Raw genomic sequence first — 19,608 nt, 5'->3', positions numbered from 1 at the left:
ATTCCTCGTGTAAACGTTTCGCGCGAAATTGGTTTCGGTTTAATGAATCTTGAAATCGATAGGCACGCTGACCCAGCCGTCCTGGGCCACATCGCCTTGCTTGGCTGGCACGAAACTCCAGCGTTTCACCGCGTTCAGCGCTGCTTCGTCGAGCGCATCGCGACCGCTGCTTTTCTGGATCTGGATCTCACCGGGCTTGCCGCTGGCCAACACATGCACGCGCAACAACACCGTGCCTTCCCAGCCGCGACGCTGGGCCAGCGACGGGTATTCCGGCGCCGGGTTTTTCAAATAGCCGGCCGTGGCGGAGGCCGGTGTCACAGGTGCGGGCGCCGGCGGTGCAGGTGCTGCCGGGGCCGCGACGGGTGCTGCCGGTTTCGCTGGCGCAGGGGGTTGCTCAACTGCTTTTGGCGCCGGTTTCGGTTGCGGTTTGGCGACCGGTTTGGGCTTGGGCACCGGCTTCGGTGGAGGCGGCTTCACGGCCAGTTCGTCTTCCACGGGCGGTGGTGGCTCCACCACAGGCTGGACAGGTTGCGGTGGCGGCGGCTCGACCACCGGTGGCGCCGGACGCGAGAACTCGATGGTCATCGGCGGGACTTCCGGCGGCACGATCGGCAGCACCGGGGTCGGTTGCTGATTGACCCAATAAATCACCGCGCCATGCACCAGCAACGCCAGCACGCCGAGCACGATCGCTTCCCGTCGGCGCAGGACGCCCTTGGGTGCACGCTGCAAACGCAACTGGCCCAAGGGCAACCGGTGCGGTCGGCCGAGGTCGACCAACTCGCCACCGGGTGCCTGGCGCCACAGCACTTCATGTGCACTGACGACGGTCTGGACATTGCCCATTGCTTCACTCCCTGCGGTCTCTTAGCGGATAACCCGAAACGTCGTCTTGAACATCCCCCCGACGACATCGCGGTGGAGAAATCATTGGCCGGAACGCTTAGTTCTTAAAGTAATTTTTAATCTAATGCTTAGACCATAAATGCATATGCGAAACCTTCGTCTACCGCCAGAGCCCGCAATACAAGGGCTCTGGCCCGATGGCGAAAAACCAATGCCTTGCCTGCATTGAAAGTATTCATTCGAGGCATGCTTTTTCGCCGTCAGAAGTCATATCGACCGGTCACGCCCAGCGTCCGGGGGGTGCCGAGCAGGCCTTCATAACCACCGTTGGCAGCCGTCCACAGCGTCGTGTAGTAGGTTTTGTCGAAGGCGTTTTTCAGCCACAGCGAAACGTCCCACTGCCCCTGGTTGAAGTCGCCGCGCAAACCGGTGGACAGGTTGACCACCGCATAACTCGGGATCTGCCCGAAGTCGGAGTCTTCCACCGTGCCCACCGCTTTGGAGCGGAACGCATAGCTGGCAGTGACGTATTCCTCGAAGCCGTTGCTCAGGTTCCACTTGTATTCGCCGTTGGCGTTGCCGATCCATTTCGAGGCGCCGACCACTTGATGGCCACTGAGGTCGCAAGACGCCGGAGCGCCCGGCGCCAGGCTGACTTCCGGCGGGCACGGCGCATCCTTGTACGAGAGGTAGCTGACATCGTTGTACGAGCCGTTGATGTTCAGCGTCAGGCCGCGCAGCGGGATCAGGGTGCTTTCGAACTCCACGCCACGGGAGCGCACCGAGCCGGCGTTGGTCAGGTACTGCACGCGGTTGACGTCGTCGTAGGCGTTGGTCTGATAGCCGTTGACCTGGGTCCAGAAGACGTTGGCGTTGAGTTGCAGGCGGCGGTCCCACAGGGTGCTCTTGAAACCGAGCTCGGCGTTGTTGGCGCGCTCGGTGCCGATCAGCAGTGAGTCGGCACCCGCCACCGGCGCCGTACCGACCGCCAGGTTGACCCCGCCTGATTTTTCGCCATGGGACAACGTAGCGTAGGTGAGCAGGTCGTCGGTGAGGCGGTAGCTGAGGTTCAGCAGGCCCGAGGGACTGGAGCTGTACTGGTTCAGATCGCCGGAATCGTAGGCCCCCGCGCGCGCACGTCGTGACGCGGCCGCCGCACCGGTGACCGCGACACCACCGGCGGGTGCATTGCGGGTCACCCAGGCGTTTTTCTCTTCATAGGTGCCCCGCAGGCCGGCGGTGAAATCCAGGCGCTCGGTCAGGTGCCAGGTGCCCTGGGCGAACAGCGCGAAGCTGTTGGTTTCGATATGACCGTTGCCGACACTGTCGATGTTGTTCAGCGCACCGGTGGGCGTGCCACTCCAGATGTCCGCTTGCGGGCCGTAGAAGGTGAAGGATTTGTTGTCCAGGTTGGAGCCGAAGTAGTAGGCGCCCAGCACGTAATCGAAGAATCCGCCGGTAGGCGACGCCAGGCGAAACTCCTGGGAATACTGCTTATCCTCCACCGAAACGCCGGCGTTGTAGAAGGCGGTTGCGTTCAGGCCGTCATCATTGCGCGGGGTGAAATTCCACCAGCGATAGGAGCTGATGGACGTCAGGGTGAAGTCGCTCGGCAGCGTCCAGTTGGCCTCGACTGACGTACCGCCCTGATGCACGGTGACGTGCTGGTCGTTGTTCAGGTTGACCTTGCGGTGCGTGCCGTCAACCAGGGTTGCGCCAGCCGCATTGGCCCGGGCCTGGTAAAGGTTGGTGCCATTGATGGTCGGCCCGGTGTTGAACAACACCCGGGTGCCGGCGCTGGAATCCTCCTCGTTGTAGTCGCCGATCCAGCGCAGGTTGAATGACTCGTTGGGCTTGAACAGCAACTGGCCACGGAAGCCATCGCGCGAGCCGCCGTTCAAATCGTGGCCGTCGAATTCGTTCTTGATGTCACCGTCGCTGCGGGTGCGATACGCAGAAAAGCGCCCGGCCAGTTCGTCATTCAGCGGGCCGGAAATCGTGCCCTTGGTCTGGAAATAACCGTCCTCGCCTACCGAAGATTCGATGCTGCGTTCCGGGGTAAAGGTTGGCGCACGCGTGCTGATGTTGATCACACCGGCGGTGGTATTTTTACCGAACAGGGTGCCTTGCGGACCGCGCAGCACTTCGAGCTGCTCGATGTCCATCAGGTCGAACACGGCCATGCCCGGCCGGCCGAGGTAAACGTTGTCGATGTACAGGCCGACACTGCCTTCCAGGCCATCGCTGGCCGGGTTGTTGCCCAGGCCACGAATCGACACGCTGGACTGGCGCGCATGCATGTAGGCGACGTTGACGCTGGGCACCAGTTGCTGCAGATCCTGAATGCGATAAACCCGCTGGGCTTCCAGGGTCTGGCCACTGACCACGCTCATGGGCGTCGGTACGTCCTGCGAACTTTCTTCGCGGCGGCGGGTGGTCACGGTCACGGTTTCCAGTTGCGCACTGTCGGCCGTGGCGGATTTCACGGGGGTGGTTGCAGGGGTGGCGCTGTCGGCTGCATAGCCTTGGGTCCAACCGGCGCTTCCTGCCAGTAACAGGGCCAGAGGCAGGCGTTTGAGCCGTTGGGGTGACGAGGTTTGAGCAAGGTGCAACGGACTCATAAGGCGGGGTTCCCGATCAGAAGAAGTTCTTTATTGCTTGTCAGGCCGCCTTCGCGAGCAAGCCCGCTCCCACAGGGGATCTCCACCTGTGTGGGAGCGGGCTTGCTCGCGAAGGCGTCGCCTCAGACGCCGCCGATATCCGGCCCTTTCACGGTCCGGCTGACCTGCCCATTCACACCCACCGGCACTTCGCCCTTGAGCGTCACCCGCCGCACGATCCGGTCCTGAGTGCCGTAGTCATCCACCGCGTAATGTTGGGTGGAGCGGTTGTCCCAGATCGCCACATCACCAGCCTTCCAGCGCCAGCGCACGATGTTTTCCTGGCGGATCACATGGCTTTGCAGCAAGCCGAACAGGTGCGCCGAATCGGCCTGGGAATAGCCCTTGATGCGCTTGACGAAATGCCCCAGCAACAGGCTCTTCTCGCCGCTGATCGGGTGCACGCGGACCACCGGGTGTTCGGTCTCGTAGACGGTCGAGGTGAAGATCTTGCGATAGCGCTCCAGCTTCTCGGCCGAGACGTCAGGCCGGGTGCCGGCGTAGTCGTATTCGTTGCTGTGCACCGCGACCAGTTTGTCGGCCAGCTCGCGCAGCTCCTCGGATAAGCCGCTGTAAGCGGTGGCGGTGTTGGCCCACAGGGTGTCGCCGCCGAAAGCCGGGGCCACCACCGAGCGCAGGATCGAGGCTTTCGGGTAGGCCTCGACGAAGGTCACGTCGGTGTGCCACGAGCTGGCGCGCTGGCCCTCGGCACCGTCCAGTTCCAGCAGAAAACGCGTGCCTTCGCGCACCGGTACGGTCGGGTGCGCCACCGGTTCGCCGAGCAGGTGGGCGAACGCTTCCTGGCGCTGATCGTCGAGCTGGGTCTGCTCGCGGAAGAAGATCACTTTGTATTGCAGCAGTGCCTGTTGAATGGCTTCAACAGTGGCGGCATCCAGCTCGCCGGAAAGCTCTACACCACGGATTTCGGCACCAATGCGACCGGCCACCGGGTGGATTTCAAGCGCATGGACAGCGGGTTTTACAGCGATAGCGGCATTGCTCATGGGTAGACCCTCATCAGACTGCTTGCGGTTGAACCGGCCGCGAAACACTGCTCTATCTATATTCTATTTAGATCTAATAGATATCTACATGCTTCGTTGACGGAATAAGAGGTTGCATTTAAAACCTCAGTCAACCCTCGTCGCAAATGCCTTCGAGCTATTTTTAGGATGCCGGAAAAGCATATGGATCTTCGCCAGTTGCGTTACTTCATCGCCCTCGACGAACACCGCAGTTTCGTGCGCGCGGCCGAGGCCATGGGCATTACCCAGCCTGCCTTCAGCCGCAGCATTCAGGGGCTTGAGCACGAGTTTGGCTGCGTCCTGGTGGACCGTGGCAACAAGGATTTGCGCCCCACCCCCGAAGGCCTGGTGGTGCTGCAACATGCCCGCAGCCTGGTGCAGGGTGCGGCGTTGCTCAGCAGTGAAGTGACGCAGATGACCAAGCTCGATGCCGGTGAGCTGCGCTTCGGCTGTGGCCCGGCCCCGGCAGTGAAACTGGTGCCGGATGCGGTGGCGCAATTCATCAACGCGCACCCGAAAGTGCGCACCTGCTTCGAGGTGGATAACTGGGAAAAACTCAGCCGCGCCCTGAACCGTGAAGAGATCGAATTCTTCATCGCCGACATCCGCCATTTCGAGTCCGACCCGAATTTCCAGACCCAGGCCCTGACGCCCAAGCGCGGCGTGTTTTTCTGCCGCCCCGGGCATCCGCTGCTGGCCAAGGAGAGCCTGTCGACCAACGACATGTTCGATTACCCGCTGGCGACCACGATGATCCCGCCAGGCATTCGCAAGCTGCTGGCAAACCTCAGCGGCCGGGTGGATTTTTCGCCGAGCATCCAGACCGAACATTTCCCGGCGCTGGTGAAGGTGGTGCTGCAATCCAACGCCATCGGCGTGGGCACGGAGGAGGCGTTCATCGAGGACATTGCCCAGGGTTCGCTGGTGCTGCTGCACTGGCGCAATCTGCCGCAGAACATCGAGAGCATGAATGCGCGGTGCGGGATCGTCAGCCGCACCGGGTTCCGGCTGTCACCGGCAGCGCGGGCGATGATCGAGACGTTGGTGGCGGTGGACGGGCAGCAGGTCAGCGTCGCGGTTTAGGGCCTCTTCGCGAGCAAGCCCGCTCCCACATTTGATTTCCAGCGAACACAAAATTTGTGTACGACGCAGAACCATTGTAGGAGCTGGCTTACCAGCGATGAGGCGCCGCTCAGGCGCCGACAATTCAGAGCTTCGCCGCTGCCAATTCCGGCGCCACCCAATCACTGACTTTGAACGACTTGCGAATCAGCTTCTGCTGCGAAGCCAGGTCGACCGCATCCTGCAATTTACCCAGGAACACCGGATCAAGCGTCGAAGGGAACACCTCGCTCAATTTCTGATCCTTCAAATCCTGGCTGAGAATCACCGGCGGATAACTCGCCAGTCCCGATACCAGCTGAACGTAGGCGTCCTTGTTGCTGTCCTGGGTCAGCCAGGTCACCGCCTGCTGCTGAGCCTTGAGCAATGTCGCCACGGCCTCGGGGTGCTCGTCGACAAACTTCCCGGTCCCCACCAACACCGCCTGCACGCTACCGGCGCCGTTCAGGTCCTTGGTACTCAGTGGCAACTCGGCCAACCCTTTGGCCTGCAAGCCCGTGAGCCCGGAACCGCCCCACGAAGCATCGATCTGCTTCGCCGCCAGTGCCGCGACCGCCGCGTTGAAGTCCAGGTTGATGACTTTCACATCCTTCTCGCTCAACCCCTGGCTGGCCAGCGCCGCGTCGAAGGACAACTGGCTGGCGGTGCCACGGAAGATGGCCACGCGTTTGCCCTTGAGGTCCTGCAGGGTCTTGATCCCCGAACCCGGCACCACACCGAGGTAATGCTTGACCCCGCGCGCCGAAGCGCTGAGCAACCGCGTATCCAGGCCATTGGACTTGCCGATGATGGCCGCCAGATCACCCAAGTAGGCCAGGTCAACCTGACCGTTGGCGAACGCCTCGTTGATCACCGGGCCTGCGCCCTTGAAGAAGCTCCACTGAATCTTGATGCCTTGATCGGCGAACGCCTTTTCGAAGATCTGTTGATCACGCAGCACATCCACCACACCGCCACCACTGTGCTGGGTCCCGGCACTCAGGTCCGGCACGGCGATGCGGATTTCCTTGAGCTCACCAGCGTTGGCCGTGAAGGCCAACAGGCCCGCCAGGGCCGGTGCGGCGAACAAGCTGATGACACGTTTGAAGGGAAGGTTCATGGGTGCGGCTCCTTGGGGCAACGGGCGTTGAGGAGCCGAAAGTAGGCTGAAGTAGAACCAGCACTTAAATACTATAAATTCACATTTTTAGATCATTTGGATCTATATCAACACGGGCGGGCCTCTCCGCCAGGTATGCCTTGGCAGCATCGAAAATATTCTTCGAATGCATTGGATACAGCGGCGGATGGCGGCCTTAAATGGTCTCGCTTATCTCCCAATAGCATTGATCTTAATTTTTATAGATCAATTTCGCATACACCTTAACCCCCTGTGGGAGCGGGCTTGCTCGCGAAAGCGGCGTGTCAGGCAACGATGAAGTGACTGTGACGCCCTCTTCGCGAGCAAGCCCGCTCCCACAAAAGGCAGGCCTGTATTGCAACCTGACAACGGAGGTCACCCATGGCCCGTGTTTCCCTTCTGAGCCTGCCGCTGTCCGCACCTCGGCTTGATGGTCGACGGCATTGGCCGACGCTGAGCCAGCGGCTCTTGCCCTGGCTTTTACCCGTCGGCCTGTTTGCGCTGTGGTGGCTCGCCAGCCGCAATCACTGGATGAGCGAGCAGATCCTGCCGGCGCCGAGCCTGGTCTGGAACAGCGCGGTCGAACTGTCCCAGGGCGAGTTGTGGAGCCACTTGTGGATCAGCCTGCAACGCCTGTTCTGGGGACTGCTGGCCGGGATCAGCGCAGGTGCTGTCTTGGGGGCGGCACTGGGTTTCAGTCGTCGCCTGGAGCGCCTGGTGTTTCCAACTTTCGCCGGATTGGCGCAAGTCCCGACCCTGGCCTGGATTCCATTGTTCATGGTGTTTTTCGGCATCGGTGAAGTGCTGAAGCTGGTGGTGCTGATCAAGGCCATCGTGGTGCCGGTGACCCTGCATACGCTGGTCGGTGTACGCGATGCACAACCCAGGCTGCGCGAAGCCGCCGCTGTATTGCGCCTGCCCAGGCACCTGTTGATCCGCCGCCTGGTGCTGCCAGCCGCGCTGCCGGCGTTCATGGCCGGCGTGCGCCTCGCGCTGGCCGCCGGCTGGACCTCGCTGCTGGCTGTCGAGCTGCTCGCATCGAGCGAAGGCATCGGTTACCTGATGGTCTGGGCGCGGCAGTTGTTCATGCTAGACATTGTGTTCGTGTGCATTGTGGTGATTGGCTTGATCGGCGTGGCGATGGATCGCGGCATCGGTCTTCTGGACAGGAAACTGGTGCACTGGCCGCACCCGGCCACCGCCGAAATCCGTCGCGGGCCGCGTTATCAAGGTTGGCAGCGCGTGCAACCGTGGCTGCTGCCGTTGGCGCTGCTGGCGTTGTGGCAACTGGCCTCGGATCAGCAGTGGGTTGACGCGAACATTCTGGTCAGCCCGCTGGCCGTCCTGCAGACCACCCGGGATGGCTTGCTCGACGGCACACTGCTTGGCGGCATGGCCCTGAGCCTGGGCCGAACCCTTGGCGGATTGCTGCTCGGTGGCGGGCTCGGGTTTGCCTTGGGCCTGCTGCTGGGGTTGTCGCGCACCAGTGAACGCGTGCTCGGCCCGACCCTCGCCGCCATCCGCCAGATCGCCATTTTTGCCTGGGTGCCACTGCTCACCGCGTGGTTCGGCCTGGGTGAACTGGCCAAGTGGGTGTTCATTGCCCTCGCCGCCTTTTTCCCGCTGTTCATCGCCACCCAACGCAGCGTCGCCCACCTGTCGCCGCAACTGAACGAGGCCGCGCAGGTGCTGCGCCTGAATCTGCGCCAGCGCCTCGGTCGACTGGTGTTGCCGGGGGCCGCACCAGGGATTTTTGCAGGACTTCGCCTGAGCCTGATCTACGCCTGGCTCGGCACCATCGGCGCTGAATATTTCATGCCGTCCAACGGTGGCATCGGCAGCCAGATGATCGGCGCCCAGCAACTGCTGCGCATGGACCTGATCATGGCCGGCATGCTGCTGGTGGGCCTGACCGGCGCCCTGCTCAACCTCATTGGCCAACGCCTGGAAATCCGCGCCACCCGCTGGAGACACGCATGAACGCACCCATTGTCAGCTTCAATCACGTAGGCAAAACCTTCGACGTCGACGGCTTCACACTCGAGGCCATTCGCGAATTCAACCTGGACATCGTTGAGGGCGAGTTCGTCGCCATCGTCGGCTCCAGCGGTTGCGGCAAATCCACTTTACTGCGGCTGCTGGTGGGCCTCGATACACAGTTTCGTGGACAGATCAGCGTGGACGGAAAAGCCGTCACCGGCATCGGCGGCGAGCGCGGCATCGTCTTTCAGGAACACCGCTTGTTCCCATGGCTGAGCGTCGCCGACAACATCGGCCTAGGCCTGGTCAACGAGCCGTTGAGCGCTGCGCAAAAGCACAAGCGCATCCATGACTTCATCGAACTGGTGGGCCTCGGTGATTTCGCCCGCGCCTATCCACACCAGCTCTCCGGCGGCATGGCGCAGCGCGTGGCCATCGCTCGCGGCCTGGTGGCCAGCCCACGGATTCTGCTGCTGGACGAGCCCTTCGGCGCCCTCGATGCACTGACCCGCCAGCAGATGCAGGACGAACTGTTGGCGATCCGCGCCCGGGCCAAAATCACCACCGTGCTGGTCACCCACGATGTCGAGGAAGCGATCTTCCTCGCCGACCGCGTGGTGGTGATGGAGCCGCGTCCGGGTCGGATCAAGCAAGTGGTCGACATCGCCCTGCCCCATCCACGCCAGCGCAGCAGTTTCGACTTCCACCAATTGCGCGAAGAACTGCTTCACGAACTCACCAGCGACGATCACTACCAGCCCCCCGTGCCGGTGCAGGTCCGCGATCTCCCGCTGTCCTTCATTGCCTACTGAAAAAGGAAATCATTGATGCCGCAACGTCCCAACTTTCTCGTGATCCTGGCCGACGACCTGGGCTTTTCCGACCTCGGCGCCTTCGGTGGCGAAATCAATACGCCGAACCTCGATGCCCTGGCCAACAATGGCCTGCGCCTGACCGATTTTCACACCGCACCGACCTGCTCGCCGACCCGTTCGATGCTGCTCACCGGCACCGACCACCACATCGCCGGCATCGGCACCATGGCCGAAGCACTGACCCCGGACCTGATCGGCAAACCGGGTTACGAAGGACATTTGAACGACCGTGTGGTCGCCCTGCCCGAACTGCTGCGCGAGGCCGGTTACCAGACATTGATGAGCGGCAAATGGCACCTGGGCCTGACCGCGGAACTGGCGCCCCACGCCCGGGGTTTCGAGCGCTCGTTTTCGCTGTTGCCCGGCGCAGCCAACCATTACGGCTTCGAGCCGACCTACGATGAAACGACGCCACGACTGCTCAAATCCACCCCTGCGCTGTACATCGAAGACGACCAGTTCATCGACGAACTGCCCAAGGATTTCTATTCTTCCGATGCCTTTGGCGACAAGCTGCTGCAATACCTCAAGGAGCGCGACCAGACCCGGCCGTTCTTCGCGTACCTGCCTTTTTCCGCGCCACACTGGCCGTTGCAGGCACCCGCCGATGTGGTCGAGAAATACCGTGGCCGCTATGACGCAGGCCCGGAGGTGCTGCGACTTGAGCGCCTGGAAAAGCTCAAGTCGCTGGGATTGATCGAAGCCGATGTCGAGCCGCATCCACTGATCCAGCTGACCGCACAATGGGATGCCTTGAGCGACGAACAGCGGCAGATTTCCGCACGGGCCATGGAGGTGTATGCGGCGATGGTCGAGCGCATGGACTGGAACATCGGCCGCGTCGTCGACTACCTGCGCCAGCAAGGGCAACTGGACAACACGTTTATCCTGTTCATGTCCGATAACGGTGCCGAAGGGGCGCTGCTGGAGGCCTTTCCGAAATTCGGCCCGCAGTTGCTGACCTATCTCAACCAGCATTACGACAACAGCCTGGACAACATCGGCCGCGCCAATTCCTACGTCTGGTACGGGCCGAACTGGGCGCAAGTGGCGACCGCGCCGTCGCGGCTGTTCAAGGCCTTCACCACCGAAGGCGGGATTCGCGTGCCGGCGCTGGTGCATTACCCGCAGCTGTCGCTCAAGGGACAGATCAGCCACGGTTTCGGCACGGTGATGGACATCACGCCGACCATTCTGGATCTTGCCGGCGTGCGCCACCCGGGCAAGCAATGGCATGGCAAACCCGTGGCGGAAGTCCGCGGGAAATCGTGGCTGGGGTTCCTGTCAGGCGAGACGGCGCAGGTGCATGACGAGCACACCGTCACCGGGTGGGAATTGTTCGGACGCCGGGCGATTCGGCAGGGGCAATGGAAGGCGGTGTACATCCCGGGGCCGGTAGGGCCGGCGACCTGGCAGCTGTATGACCTGGGCAGTGATCCGGGGGAGATTCATGACCTGGCGTTGAGCCAACCGCAGAAGCTGAATGCCTTGATCGAGCATTGGCAGAAGTATGTGGATGAGACCGGGGTGATCTTGAGCGAGTCGCCGTTTCAGCCGGATTAAACATTACCCCCCGTGGCGAGGGAGCTTGCTCCCGCTGGGTCGCGAAGCGACCCCCTTATCCCGAAAACGAAGGGGACTGCTGCGCAGCCCAACGGGAGCAAGCTCCCTCGCCACAAGTACGCGTCAGACTTGAGCGGTTTGTGTCCTAATACCTACCGCCTCGTCCTTGCGCACAAACCTGTTAGCCCGCGCAAACGTGCCGAAATCATTGAACCGCACACCCATCTCGCGCATCACCCTGTGCCCGACCGGCACGGTCAACTGGCGGATGTAGAACGGTTCCTTCACCACGAAGTGATGGATCCCGTGACTACTGCCGAAATTGAAGCAGAACGCCTGCAACGGCCACAGCCACCACGCGTTGAGCACCTGGCACTGCTGCATCACGTTGCCCGGTTCCACGTCACCGTAGTAGTGCATGTTCGAGCTGATGAAGTGCAGGCAGAACGTGCGCAACACGTTCGGGCCGATGATCACGACTGCCGCGATGTCGATCACCTGCATCACCGACAACGTCGTCGCCGACCACTCGATCGGTGCGCCCAGCAGATGCGCAACGCCGTTCGCTGCGTGGAAGCCGAGAAACACGTACCACGCGCCCCAATGCATCAGCGCCAGCGGTGCGTAGACCTTGAGCGTGCGGTAAATGATGCTGAACTTCATGGCCCAGGTCTTGGCCCGCAGCATGCGGATGAACGACGACATCATGTTGTCGCCAATCATCAGCAATCGCGCGAACCCCCATGGCTCGCCATTGGTGATGGCGCGCTCTTCCATGTCGGCTTCGGAGCCGGAGACCTTATGGTGGTTGAGGTGCAGGTGACGGCGAATCCACGGATTGATGGTGCTTGGCCGCGCCAGCCATACCAGGCCCATCATCAGGTTGTGCGGCACTTTCTGCTTGCGGAAGTACATGCTGTGGATCAGGTCGTGTTCCAGCTCATGGGTCAGCGAGGCGAAAAATGCGTTAAGCAGCAGGCATGCCCACCAGACCATGTGCCCGGTCATGTAGAGCGCGGCCGAGCCGACCATACCGGCGATGGCGAAGGTCAGAATACCCGCGCCGATGGCGTCCTGACGCTTGAGAATCGGGTAGCGCTCACGCAACTCGACGCCTTTGGCCAGTACCACTTCACGGATATGGGCTGATCGCTGTGATGCATTCAGTCGCTGGGGGCTTGCAGAAGTACCGCTCATGCTTCCATCCTCTGGTTATTGATGGTTGCATCCTGCCTTGCGGACCCTCGCAACGCGGTAGCCGAGAACGCCAACCTGTTGACCGGAAGCGCCAATCAGCATGACTGAACCGACCTCCCTCGCCAGCTGGACCCGCGCCCTGCGCAAGCAACTCGATGCCCTGGGCATCGACAGCACCGCCCTGTGCCAGCAAGCGGGGCTCGACCCACAACTGATGGACGACCCGAATGCGCGCTACCCGTTGTCGGGCACCACGCACCTGTGGAATCTGGCGGTGCAGGCCAGCGGCGACCCGGCAATTGGCTTACGGGTTTCGCGCTTCGTCAGCCCGACCACCTTCCATGCGCTGGGTTATGCGCTGGTGGCCAGCGGCAGCCTGCGGGAAGTGTTCGAACGCATCGTGCGCTATCACCAGGTGGTCAGCGATGCCCTGGAACTGGAACTGACCCGCACCGATGATCGCTACTGTTTCCGCCTGAAAATTCCCGCCAGCAACCCGGCCCCGGCCTTCGAGGCCATCGATGCCTTCATGGCGATCTACGTGCGCACTTGCCGCAATCGCCTGGGTCGCGACTATGCGCCGCTGGCGACCTACCTGCGCCGCCCGGAACCGGAAGACGCGCACCAATGGCATAAAGTTTTTCGCTCGCCCGTGCACTTCGGCACCGACGAAGACCGACTGGAGTTCGCCCTCATCGACTTCGACAGCCATCTGGACGACGCCAACCCGGAACTGGCCGAACACAACGAAACCGTGCTCAAGCGCACCCTGGCGCAACTCAAACCGCTGACGTGGGAGCGCAAGGTCCGCGACGCCATTGAAGAACAACTGCCCGAAGGCGAACCCAGCGCCGAACACATCGCCAAGGCCCTGCACCTGAGCCTGCGCAGCCTGCAACGGCACCTGGCCGATGAAGGCTACCGATTCGATACGCTGCTCAACGAAAGCCGCGAAAACCTCGCGCTGCTACACCTGCGAGACCCGCAGGTGTCGCTGAGCGAAATCAGTTATCTGCTCGGGTTTGCCGATACCAGCAGCTTCAGTCGCGCGTTCAAACGCTGGACGGGGATGACGCCTGGGCAGTTTCGGGATGGGTTGCGCTGATTGATCCAGATGGTGAGTTGGCCCCATCGCGGGCAAGCCCGCTCCTACAGGTTTTTCGGTGACCACAAATCTCTGATTTACGCAGATCCCCTGTGGGAGCGGGCTTGCTCGCGAAAGCGGTGTGTCAGTTGAAATTGATTGACCTGACCTGACGCGTTCGCGAGCAAGCCCGCTCCCACATTGGTTCGTGTCAGCGCCGTCAGATCGTGGCCAGTTCCCGCAATCGGGCAGCATCGAGGATTTCAATTTCGCCGTAACTCAGCCCGATGATCCCCTGCCCCTGCAACTCCTTGAGAATCTGGTTGGTGGTCTGGCGCGACAGCGACAACATGGCGGCAAGCTGCTCCTGGGGCAGTTGCAGGACGCGGCGTGGCTCGTCGAGTTCGCCATAGCCTTCGGCGATCATCAACAAGCGGTGCGCCAGCCGTGCCGGGGCCGGTAACAGGCTCAGTTGTTCGAGGTTGATGAAGGTCATGCGCAGTTTCTGGCTCATCAGCAACGCCAATTGCCGCCAGTGCTGCGGATGCTCGTCGAGCAGCGCCAGCAAGGTGTTCTGGGGGATGTGCAACAGCGTGCACTGGCCCACGCCGTAGGCATCGTGGGTGCGCGGCTGACCGTCGAACAGGCAGATTTCGCCGAACCAGTGCGGCGGCTCCACCAGGCTCAGCAACGCTTCCTTGCCCTGCTCGCTCACGGCACCGACGCGCACCGCGCCTTCCAGTACCGCGTACAGGCCACAGGGCGGATCGCCGCGTTTGAACAGCCGCTGGCCCGGGGTCAAGCGCCGCAGCCTGGCCGTCGACAGCAGGCTATCCTGTAGGGAAACAGGCAAATGGCTGAACCACTGACCGCTCATCAGGCGTGGACGCCAGACCTGCATATCCATGAAAACTCCTAGAGATTGTCGCCTGGCTGACAGAGCGAGAAGTGGCCCCGGGGCATGATCAACCACCCCACAGGAGAACAACAATGAAAAGCCTCGTCGACCACCTCAGTCAATACGCCGCTTACCACCGTGACCCGCGCAACATCGCCTCGCACTTTATCGGCATTCCGCTGATCGTGGTGGCCGTCGCGGTGTTGTTGTCCCGGCCTGAATGGTCGCTGTGCGGCGTGTGGCTGTCACCGGCGGTGCTCGTCTCGCTGGCATCGGCGTGGTTTTACCTGCGCCTGGAGTTGCGTCTTGGCGTGCTGATGACGGTATTGCTCGGGCTGTCCGTGTGGGCAGGCCATGCGCTGGCGCAGCAAAACACGCTGGTCTGGCTGGGCAGTGGCGTGGCGATGTTTGTGATCGGCTGGGCGATCCAGTTTGTCGGCCATCACTACGAAGGACGCAAGCCGGCATTTGTCGATGACGTGACCGGGTTGATTATCGGGCCGTTGTTTGTGGTGGCTGAACTGGCGTTCATGCTGGGGATGCGCCATGACCTCAAGGAGCAGATCGAGGCGCGAGCGGGGGGTGTGCGGGTCAATCCGAAGCGTGCAGCTGTCTAGATCGCATTCGCGGGCAAGCCCGCTCCCACAGTGGATTGGCGCCGAACACAAAAGTTGTGATCACCCCGAAACCTGTGGGAGCGGGCTTGCTCGCGAAGCTTTTGACTTTAAATATTGGCGACCTTCTGCCAGACCTTCGGCTTGAAGAACAGCGTCTCACCCTTCGCCAAACCAACCAGGCTGTCGTGATCCTTGACCACTTCGGCCTCGATCAAATCAGTCTGGCCCTCTACCTTCAGCGTCACTCGCGTCGTCGCCCCCAGCGGACGAATATCGCGCACCTCAGCCGCGTGATGGTCGTCCAGTTCATGGCGCGACAGCGACACCTCGTGCGGGCGGAACAGCACGTGGTTGTCCTCCCCCAAATGCAGACGGTTCGAATCACCGAGGAAGTGATAGACGAAATCGCTGGCCGGGTTTTCGTAGACGTCGCCCGGTGAACCGATCTGCTCGATCACACCCTTGTTCATCACCACGATGCGGTCGGCGACTTCCATCGCTTCTTCCTGGTCGTGGGTCACGAACACCGAGGTCAGGTTGATGTCTTCGTGCAGACGCGCCAGCCACCGGCGCAGTTCTTTACGGACCTTGGCGTCGAGAGCGCCGAAGGGTTCGTCGAGCAGCAACACTTTCGGTTCCACCGCCAGCGCCCGGGCCAAGGCAATGCGTTGACGCTGACCACCAGAGAGTTGTTCCGGGTAGCGGTCCGACAGCCAGTCCAGTTGCACCATGTTCAGCAGTTCGTGGACTTTGGTGGCGATCTGGCTTTCGCTCGGGCGCTGGTTTTTCGGCTTCATGCGCAGGCCGAACGCGACGTTGTCGAACACCGTCATGTGGCGGAACAAAGCGTAGTGCTGGAACACGAAACCGACGTTGCGATCGCGCACGTCGTGGCCGGAAACGTCTTCACCGTGGAATACGATGTTGCCCTGGTCCGGAGTCTCCAGGCCGGCGATGATCCGCAGCAGCGTGGTCTTGCCGCAGCCCGACGGACCGAGCAACGCGACGAGTTCGCCGCTGTGGATGTCCAGGCTGATGTTGTCCAGCGCCTTGAACGCGTTGAAATTCTTGCTGACGTTACGCACTTCGATCGACATGAATTATTCCTCCGCGGCGCTGGCGCGCAGGCGGTTAATACGGTTTTCGCTCCACTGCTTGAGCAGCAGGATGAAGAGCGCCAGGATCAGCAACAGGCTCGCCACGGCGAACGCGGCCACGTGGTTGTATTCGTTGTAGAGGATCTCGACGTGCAGCGGCAGGGTGTTGGTCACCCCGCGAATGTGCCCGGAAACCACCGATACCGCACCGAATTCACCCATGGCCCGCGCGGTGCACAGCACCACGCCGTAGATCAGGCCCCATTTGATGTTGGGTACGGTGACGTGCCAGAACATCTGCCAGCCGTTGGCCCCGAGCAGACGTGCAGCCTCCTCTTCCTGAGTGCCTTGTTCCTGCATCAGCGGGATCAGCTCTCGGGCCACGAACGGCACCGTGACGAAAATCGTCGCCAGCACGATGCCCGGCAGGGCGAAGACGATCTGAATGTCGTGATCCTGCAGCCACGGGCCAAACAGGCCCTGGGCACCGAACATCAACACATAGACCAGACCGGCGATCACCGGCGACACCGAGAACGGCAGGTCGATCAGTGTCACCAGCATGCTCTTGCCGCGGAACGAGTATTTGCTCACGCACCAGGCGGCGCTGACACCGAACACCAGGTTCAGCGGCACCGAAATCAGTACGGCGATGACCGTGAGCTTCAGCGCCGACAGCGCGTCCGGCTCAAAGATCGCGGTGAAAAACGCACCGAGGCCGAGCTTCAGGCCCTGGGACACCACGATGAACAGCGGCAGCAGCAGGAACAGGGCAAAAATCAGCCAGCCAAGGCCGATCAGGACTCGCCGCGAAGTCGCACTGCCACGGCGGGCAGCGTTCGAGGAAGCGGCAGCAATAGACGATTGGGACATGGGTGCGCCTCCTTATGGGGTTTCGATGCGTCGCTGCAACAAGTTGATCAGCAGCAACAGGACGAAGGAAACCACCAGCATCAGTACACCAATGGACGTGGCGCCGGTGTAATCGTATTGGTCGAGCTTGACCATGATCAGCAGCGGCAGGATCTCGGTTTTCATCGGCATGTTGCCGGCGATGAAAATCACCGAACCGTACTCGCCGACCCCGCGGGCAAAGGCCAGTGCGAAGCCGGTCAGCCATGCTGGCAACAGTGCCGGCAGCAGGATATGGCGGAAAACCTGTAATGGTTTTGCACCCAGGCACGCTGCCGCTTCTTCGACTTCACGAGGGATATCGGCCAATACTGGCTGTACGGTACGTACTACGAATGGAAGTGTCACAAAAGTGAGGGCAAGGGTGATGCCCAAGGGGGTGTAGGCGATTTTGAAACCCAGATCCGCTGCAAACTGACCGACCAGGCCGGTAGGGGTGTACAACGCTGTCAGCGCAATACCGGCCACCGCCGTGGGCAATGCGAACGGCAAGTCGATCATTGCATCGATCACTTTTCGTCCAGGGAAGGTATAGCGCACCAATACCCAGGCCAGCAGCGTGCCGATGATGCCGTTGATGATCGCGGCACACAGGGCGGTGCCGAAGCTGAGCTTCAACGCCGCAAGCACCCGTGGCGCCGAGATGATTGCCCAGAACTGATCCCAGGTGAGTTGAGCGGCATGCACGAACATCGCCGCCAGTGGTATGAGCACAATCAGGCTGAGGTACACCAAGGTGTAGCCCAGCGTCAGCCCGAAGCCGGGTATGACGGGGGAGATACGACGCGACATAAAAGTCCTTGGTTAAAAAGCGATCAACTAAACCCATCCTTGTGGGAGCGGGCTTGCTCGCGAAGAGGGTGCATCAGTCAACATTGATGTCGTCTGACGCACCGCCTTCGCGAGCAAGCCCGCTCCCACATGTTATGCAGCTTAAGCCAGGTTATTGCGCCTGGTAGATCTGATCGAACACACCCCCGTCATTGAAGAATTTTGGCTGTGCGGTTTTCCAGCCGCCGAAGTCCTTGTCGATGCTCACCAGTTCCAGTTTCGGGAACTGTTGGGCGTACTTGGCGGCCACGTCCTTGTCACGTGGACGATAGAAGTTCTTCGCCGCGATTTCCTGGCCAGCCGGGCTGTACAGGTGCTTGAGGTAGGCTTCGGCGATCTGCTCGTTGCCCTTTTTCTCGGCGTTTTTGTCGACCACAGCCACTGGCGGTTCAGCGAGGATCGACAGCGAAGGCACGACGATCTCGAACTTGTCGGCGCCGCCCTCTTCTTTCAGCGCCAGGAAGGCTTCGTTTTCCCAGGCCAGCAACACGTCGCCCTGACCGTTGTTGACGAAGGTAATGGTCGAGCCACGAGCGCCGGTGTCCAGCACTGGCACGTGCTTGAACAGGGTTTGTACGTACTCCTTGGCCTTGGCTTCATCACCGCCGTTGGCTTTGAGGCCATAGGCCCAGGCTGCGAGGAAGTTCCAGCGCGCACCGCCGGAGGTTTTCGGGTTCGGCGTGATCACCGAGACGTCATTCTTGACCAGGTCGCCCCAGTCCTTGATGCCTTTAGGGTTGCCCTTGCGCACCAGGAACACGATGGTCGAGGTGTAGGGAGTGCTCGCTTCCGGCAGGCGCTTTTGCCAGTCCGCCGGCAGGGTCTTGCCGAGCTTGGCGATTTCGTCGATGTCACCGGCCAGGGCCAGGGTCACGACATCGGCGCGCAGGCCATCGATCACTGCCCTACCTTGCTTGCCCGAGCCGCCGTGGGATTGCTGGACTTTCACGGTGTCGCCGGCATGATCCTTCTGCCAGAACTTGATGAATTCGGCGTTGTAGTCCTGGTACAGCTCGCGGGTCGGGTCATACGACACGTTGAGCAGCTCGTAATCCTTGGCTACCGCGGAACCGGCAAAAAGGGCGCTGGCCAGGGCGGCCAAAGCGAAGTGGCGAATCGACGACATGATGAAAGCTCCTGGAATTCTTGGTGTGTTGGCTTTTCTTATGGATAACGGGAACCGCGATGCCTGTTTCGCCTCAGCCCGGCTTGTTGCCCGGCTGCTGCAAACGGAATTTTTCTTTACGTTCGATCTGCACCACCTGGGCGTTGTGCACGGTGATTTCCACGGCACCAAAGCGCAGGTCGCGCAGGGCACTCTGGATTTCCCGCAGGATGGTGGCTTCGTCTTGACCGTCGACGCTACGCAGGGATGCGCTCATATTGCTGCTCCTTCAACTAAGAGGTTGCCTCGCAGTGTCGGCACTGCTTGCGGCTTGGGAGCAATACTAGAGAGGTGTGGATATTCTTAAAAAGACTATTTAAGAATGTTTATATAACCAGAAGAGATTACTTGAAGAGACAAGGGTTTGAGGTCAATAACCCTCTTTCAGGCAAACCAAAAACCCTGCGGGAGCGGGCTTGCTCGGGTAGAAACCGGAGACATCCTTTACGTTTTAAACCGGAGACATCGTTTACAGGTATGAAATACGGTCAGGAGGTGCCTGACCATGCCCTGGAATCGAGAGTCCCCAATGGATCAACGAATCAAACTCATAGGCGACTGGCTGCAAGGCAGCTACTCCAAAAGCGAGCTGGCCCGTCACTACGGGCTCAGC

17 protein-coding genes and 1 pseudogene are annotated in these 19,608 nt (G+C 61.2%); 7 read left to right on the top strand and 11 right to left on the bottom strand.

Translation table 11 applies throughout. The features are described from left to right. Window positions 1-39: 39 nt before the first annotated feature. The 3 genes from KGA88_RS03100 to KGA88_RS03090 all read right to left on the bottom strand — a co-directional run bounded on the left by KGA88_RS03100 (window position 40) and on the right by KGA88_RS03090 (window position 4,513). Window positions 40-849, bottom strand: a complete 810-nt coding sequence (locus tag KGA88_RS03100) for an energy transducer TonB (RefSeq protein WP_110660781.1) — start codon at window positions 847-849, stop codon at window positions 40-42. 260 nt (window positions 850-1,109) lie between these two features. After that, a complete protein-coding gene (locus KGA88_RS03095; RefSeq protein ID WP_110660780.1) occupies window positions 1,110-3,470 on the bottom strand; it encodes a TonB-dependent receptor in 2,361 nt (786 codons plus the stop codon). A gap of 122 nt (window positions 3,471-3,592) precedes the next feature. After that, on the bottom strand, window positions 3,593-4,513 hold the full coding sequence (locus tag KGA88_RS03090; RefSeq protein ID WP_110660779.1) for a TauD/TfdA dioxygenase family protein: 921 nt from the start codon (window positions 4,511-4,513) through the stop codon (window positions 3,593-3,595). Between the two features lie 183 nt (window positions 4,514-4,696). Between KGA88_RS03090 and KGA88_RS03085 the strand changes: the two genes are divergently transcribed. Next, a complete protein-coding gene (locus KGA88_RS03085) occupies window positions 4,697-5,617 on the top strand; it encodes a LysR family transcriptional regulator (protein ID WP_223588873.1) in 921 nt (306 codons plus the stop codon). A 124-nt stretch (window positions 5,618-5,741) separates the two neighbouring features. Here the strand turns inward: KGA88_RS03085 and KGA88_RS03080 are convergent, their stop codons facing one another. Continuing rightward, window positions 5,742-6,755: an ABC transporter substrate-binding protein gene (locus KGA88_RS03080; RefSeq protein WP_110660485.1), complete on the bottom strand. Its 1,014-nt coding sequence runs from the start codon at window positions 6,753-6,755 to the stop codon at window positions 5,742-5,744. A 402-nt stretch (window positions 6,756-7,157) separates the two neighbouring features. Here KGA88_RS03080 and KGA88_RS03075 point away from each other — a divergent pair, with 402 nt between their 5' ends. The 3 genes from KGA88_RS03075 to KGA88_RS03065 are packed head-to-tail and all read left to right on the top strand — an operon-like array spanning window position 7,158 to window position 11,194. Continuing rightward, the gene (locus tag KGA88_RS03075) at window positions 7,158-8,756 is read left to right on the top strand and encodes an ABC transporter permease (RefSeq protein ID WP_223588870.1); all 1,599 of its coding nucleotides are present in this window, start codon (window positions 7,158-7,160) and stop codon (window positions 8,754-8,756) included. Further along, on the top strand, window positions 8,753-9,568 hold the full coding sequence (locus KGA88_RS03070) for an ABC transporter ATP-binding protein (RefSeq protein WP_223588867.1): 816 nt from the start codon (window positions 8,753-8,755) through the stop codon (window positions 9,566-9,568). Before KGA88_RS03075 ends, KGA88_RS03070 begins: the two co-directional genes overlap by 4 nt. A 15-nt stretch (window positions 9,569-9,583) precedes the next feature. After that, window positions 9,584-11,194: an arylsulfatase gene (locus KGA88_RS03065; RefSeq protein ID WP_110660487.1), complete on the top strand. Its 1,611-nt coding sequence runs from the start codon at window positions 9,584-9,586 to the stop codon at window positions 11,192-11,194. A 123-nt stretch (window positions 11,195-11,317) separates the two neighbouring features. On the opposite strand, the gene KGA88_RS03060 is transcribed toward KGA88_RS03065, so the two are convergent. Beyond that, the gene (locus tag KGA88_RS03060; RefSeq protein ID WP_110660488.1) at window positions 11,318-12,391 is read right to left on the bottom strand and encodes a fatty acid desaturase; all 1,074 of its coding nucleotides are present in this window, start codon (window positions 12,389-12,391) and stop codon (window positions 11,318-11,320) included. Between the two features lie 100 nt (window positions 12,392-12,491). On the opposite strand from KGA88_RS03060, the gene KGA88_RS03055 reads away from it, so the two are divergent. Further along, entirely contained in the window at window positions 12,492-13,496 is a 1,005-nt protein-coding gene (locus KGA88_RS03055; RefSeq protein ID WP_110660489.1) for an AraC family transcriptional regulator, read from the top strand. Window positions 13,497-13,695: 199 nt separating this feature from the next. Here the strand turns inward: KGA88_RS03055 and KGA88_RS03050 are convergent, their stop codons facing one another. Further along, window positions 13,696-14,382 carry a Crp/Fnr family transcriptional regulator gene (locus KGA88_RS03050; RefSeq protein WP_223588864.1) on the bottom strand — a complete coding sequence of 229 codons (687 nt, stop codon included), beginning with the start codon at window positions 14,380-14,382 and terminating at the stop codon, window positions 13,696-13,698. 83 nt (window positions 14,383-14,465) lie between these two features. Here KGA88_RS03050 and KGA88_RS03045 point away from each other — a divergent pair, with 83 nt between their 5' ends. Further along, entirely contained in the window at window positions 14,466-14,990 is a 525-nt protein-coding gene (locus tag KGA88_RS03045) for a DUF962 domain-containing protein (protein WP_223588862.1), read from the top strand. Between the two features lie 107 nt (window positions 14,991-15,097). Here the strand turns inward: KGA88_RS03045 and KGA88_RS03040 are convergent, their stop codons facing one another. From KGA88_RS03040 to oscA, 5 genes are all read right to left on the bottom strand, one after another. Beyond that, window positions 15,098-16,087 carry a sulfate/molybdate ABC transporter ATP-binding protein gene (locus tag KGA88_RS03040; protein WP_223588860.1) on the bottom strand — a complete coding sequence of 330 codons (990 nt, stop codon included), beginning with the start codon at window positions 16,085-16,087 and terminating at the stop codon, window positions 15,098-15,100. Window positions 16,088-16,090: 3 nt separating this feature from the next. Next, a complete protein-coding gene (gene cysW, locus KGA88_RS03035; RefSeq protein ID WP_008068643.1) occupies window positions 16,091-16,960 on the bottom strand; it encodes a sulfate ABC transporter permease subunit CysW in 870 nt (289 codons plus the stop codon). 12 nt (window positions 16,961-16,972) lie between these two features. Beyond that, entirely contained in the window at window positions 16,973-17,791 is an 819-nt protein-coding gene (gene cysT, locus KGA88_RS03030; RefSeq protein WP_007972956.1) for a sulfate ABC transporter permease subunit CysT, read from the bottom strand. A 151-nt stretch (window positions 17,792-17,942) separates the two neighbouring features. Further along, on the bottom strand, window positions 17,943-18,956 hold the full coding sequence (locus tag KGA88_RS03025) for a sulfate ABC transporter substrate-binding protein (protein ID WP_103396806.1): 1,014 nt from the start codon (window positions 18,954-18,956) through the stop codon (window positions 17,943-17,945). A 73-nt stretch (window positions 18,957-19,029) separates the two neighbouring features. Then, window positions 19,030-19,212, bottom strand: a complete 183-nt coding sequence (gene oscA / locus KGA88_RS03020) for a sulfur starvation response protein OscA (RefSeq protein WP_007975618.1) — start codon at window positions 19,210-19,212, stop codon at window positions 19,030-19,032. Window positions 19,213-19,500: 288 nt separating this feature from the next. Here oscA and KGA88_RS31690 point away from each other — a divergent pair. Then, window positions 19,501-19,608, top strand: a pseudogene (locus KGA88_RS31690) (IS481 family transposase); the annotation flags it as partial.

Origin of the sequence: Pseudomonas sp. A-R-19 (assembly GCF_019956575.1) — a bacterium.
GTDB lineage: Bacteria > Pseudomonadota > Gammaproteobacteria > Pseudomonadales > Pseudomonadaceae > Aquipseudomonas.
Note: the sequence above shows the minus strand (reverse complement) of the source record. Positions and strands in the feature narration are given on the sequence as shown.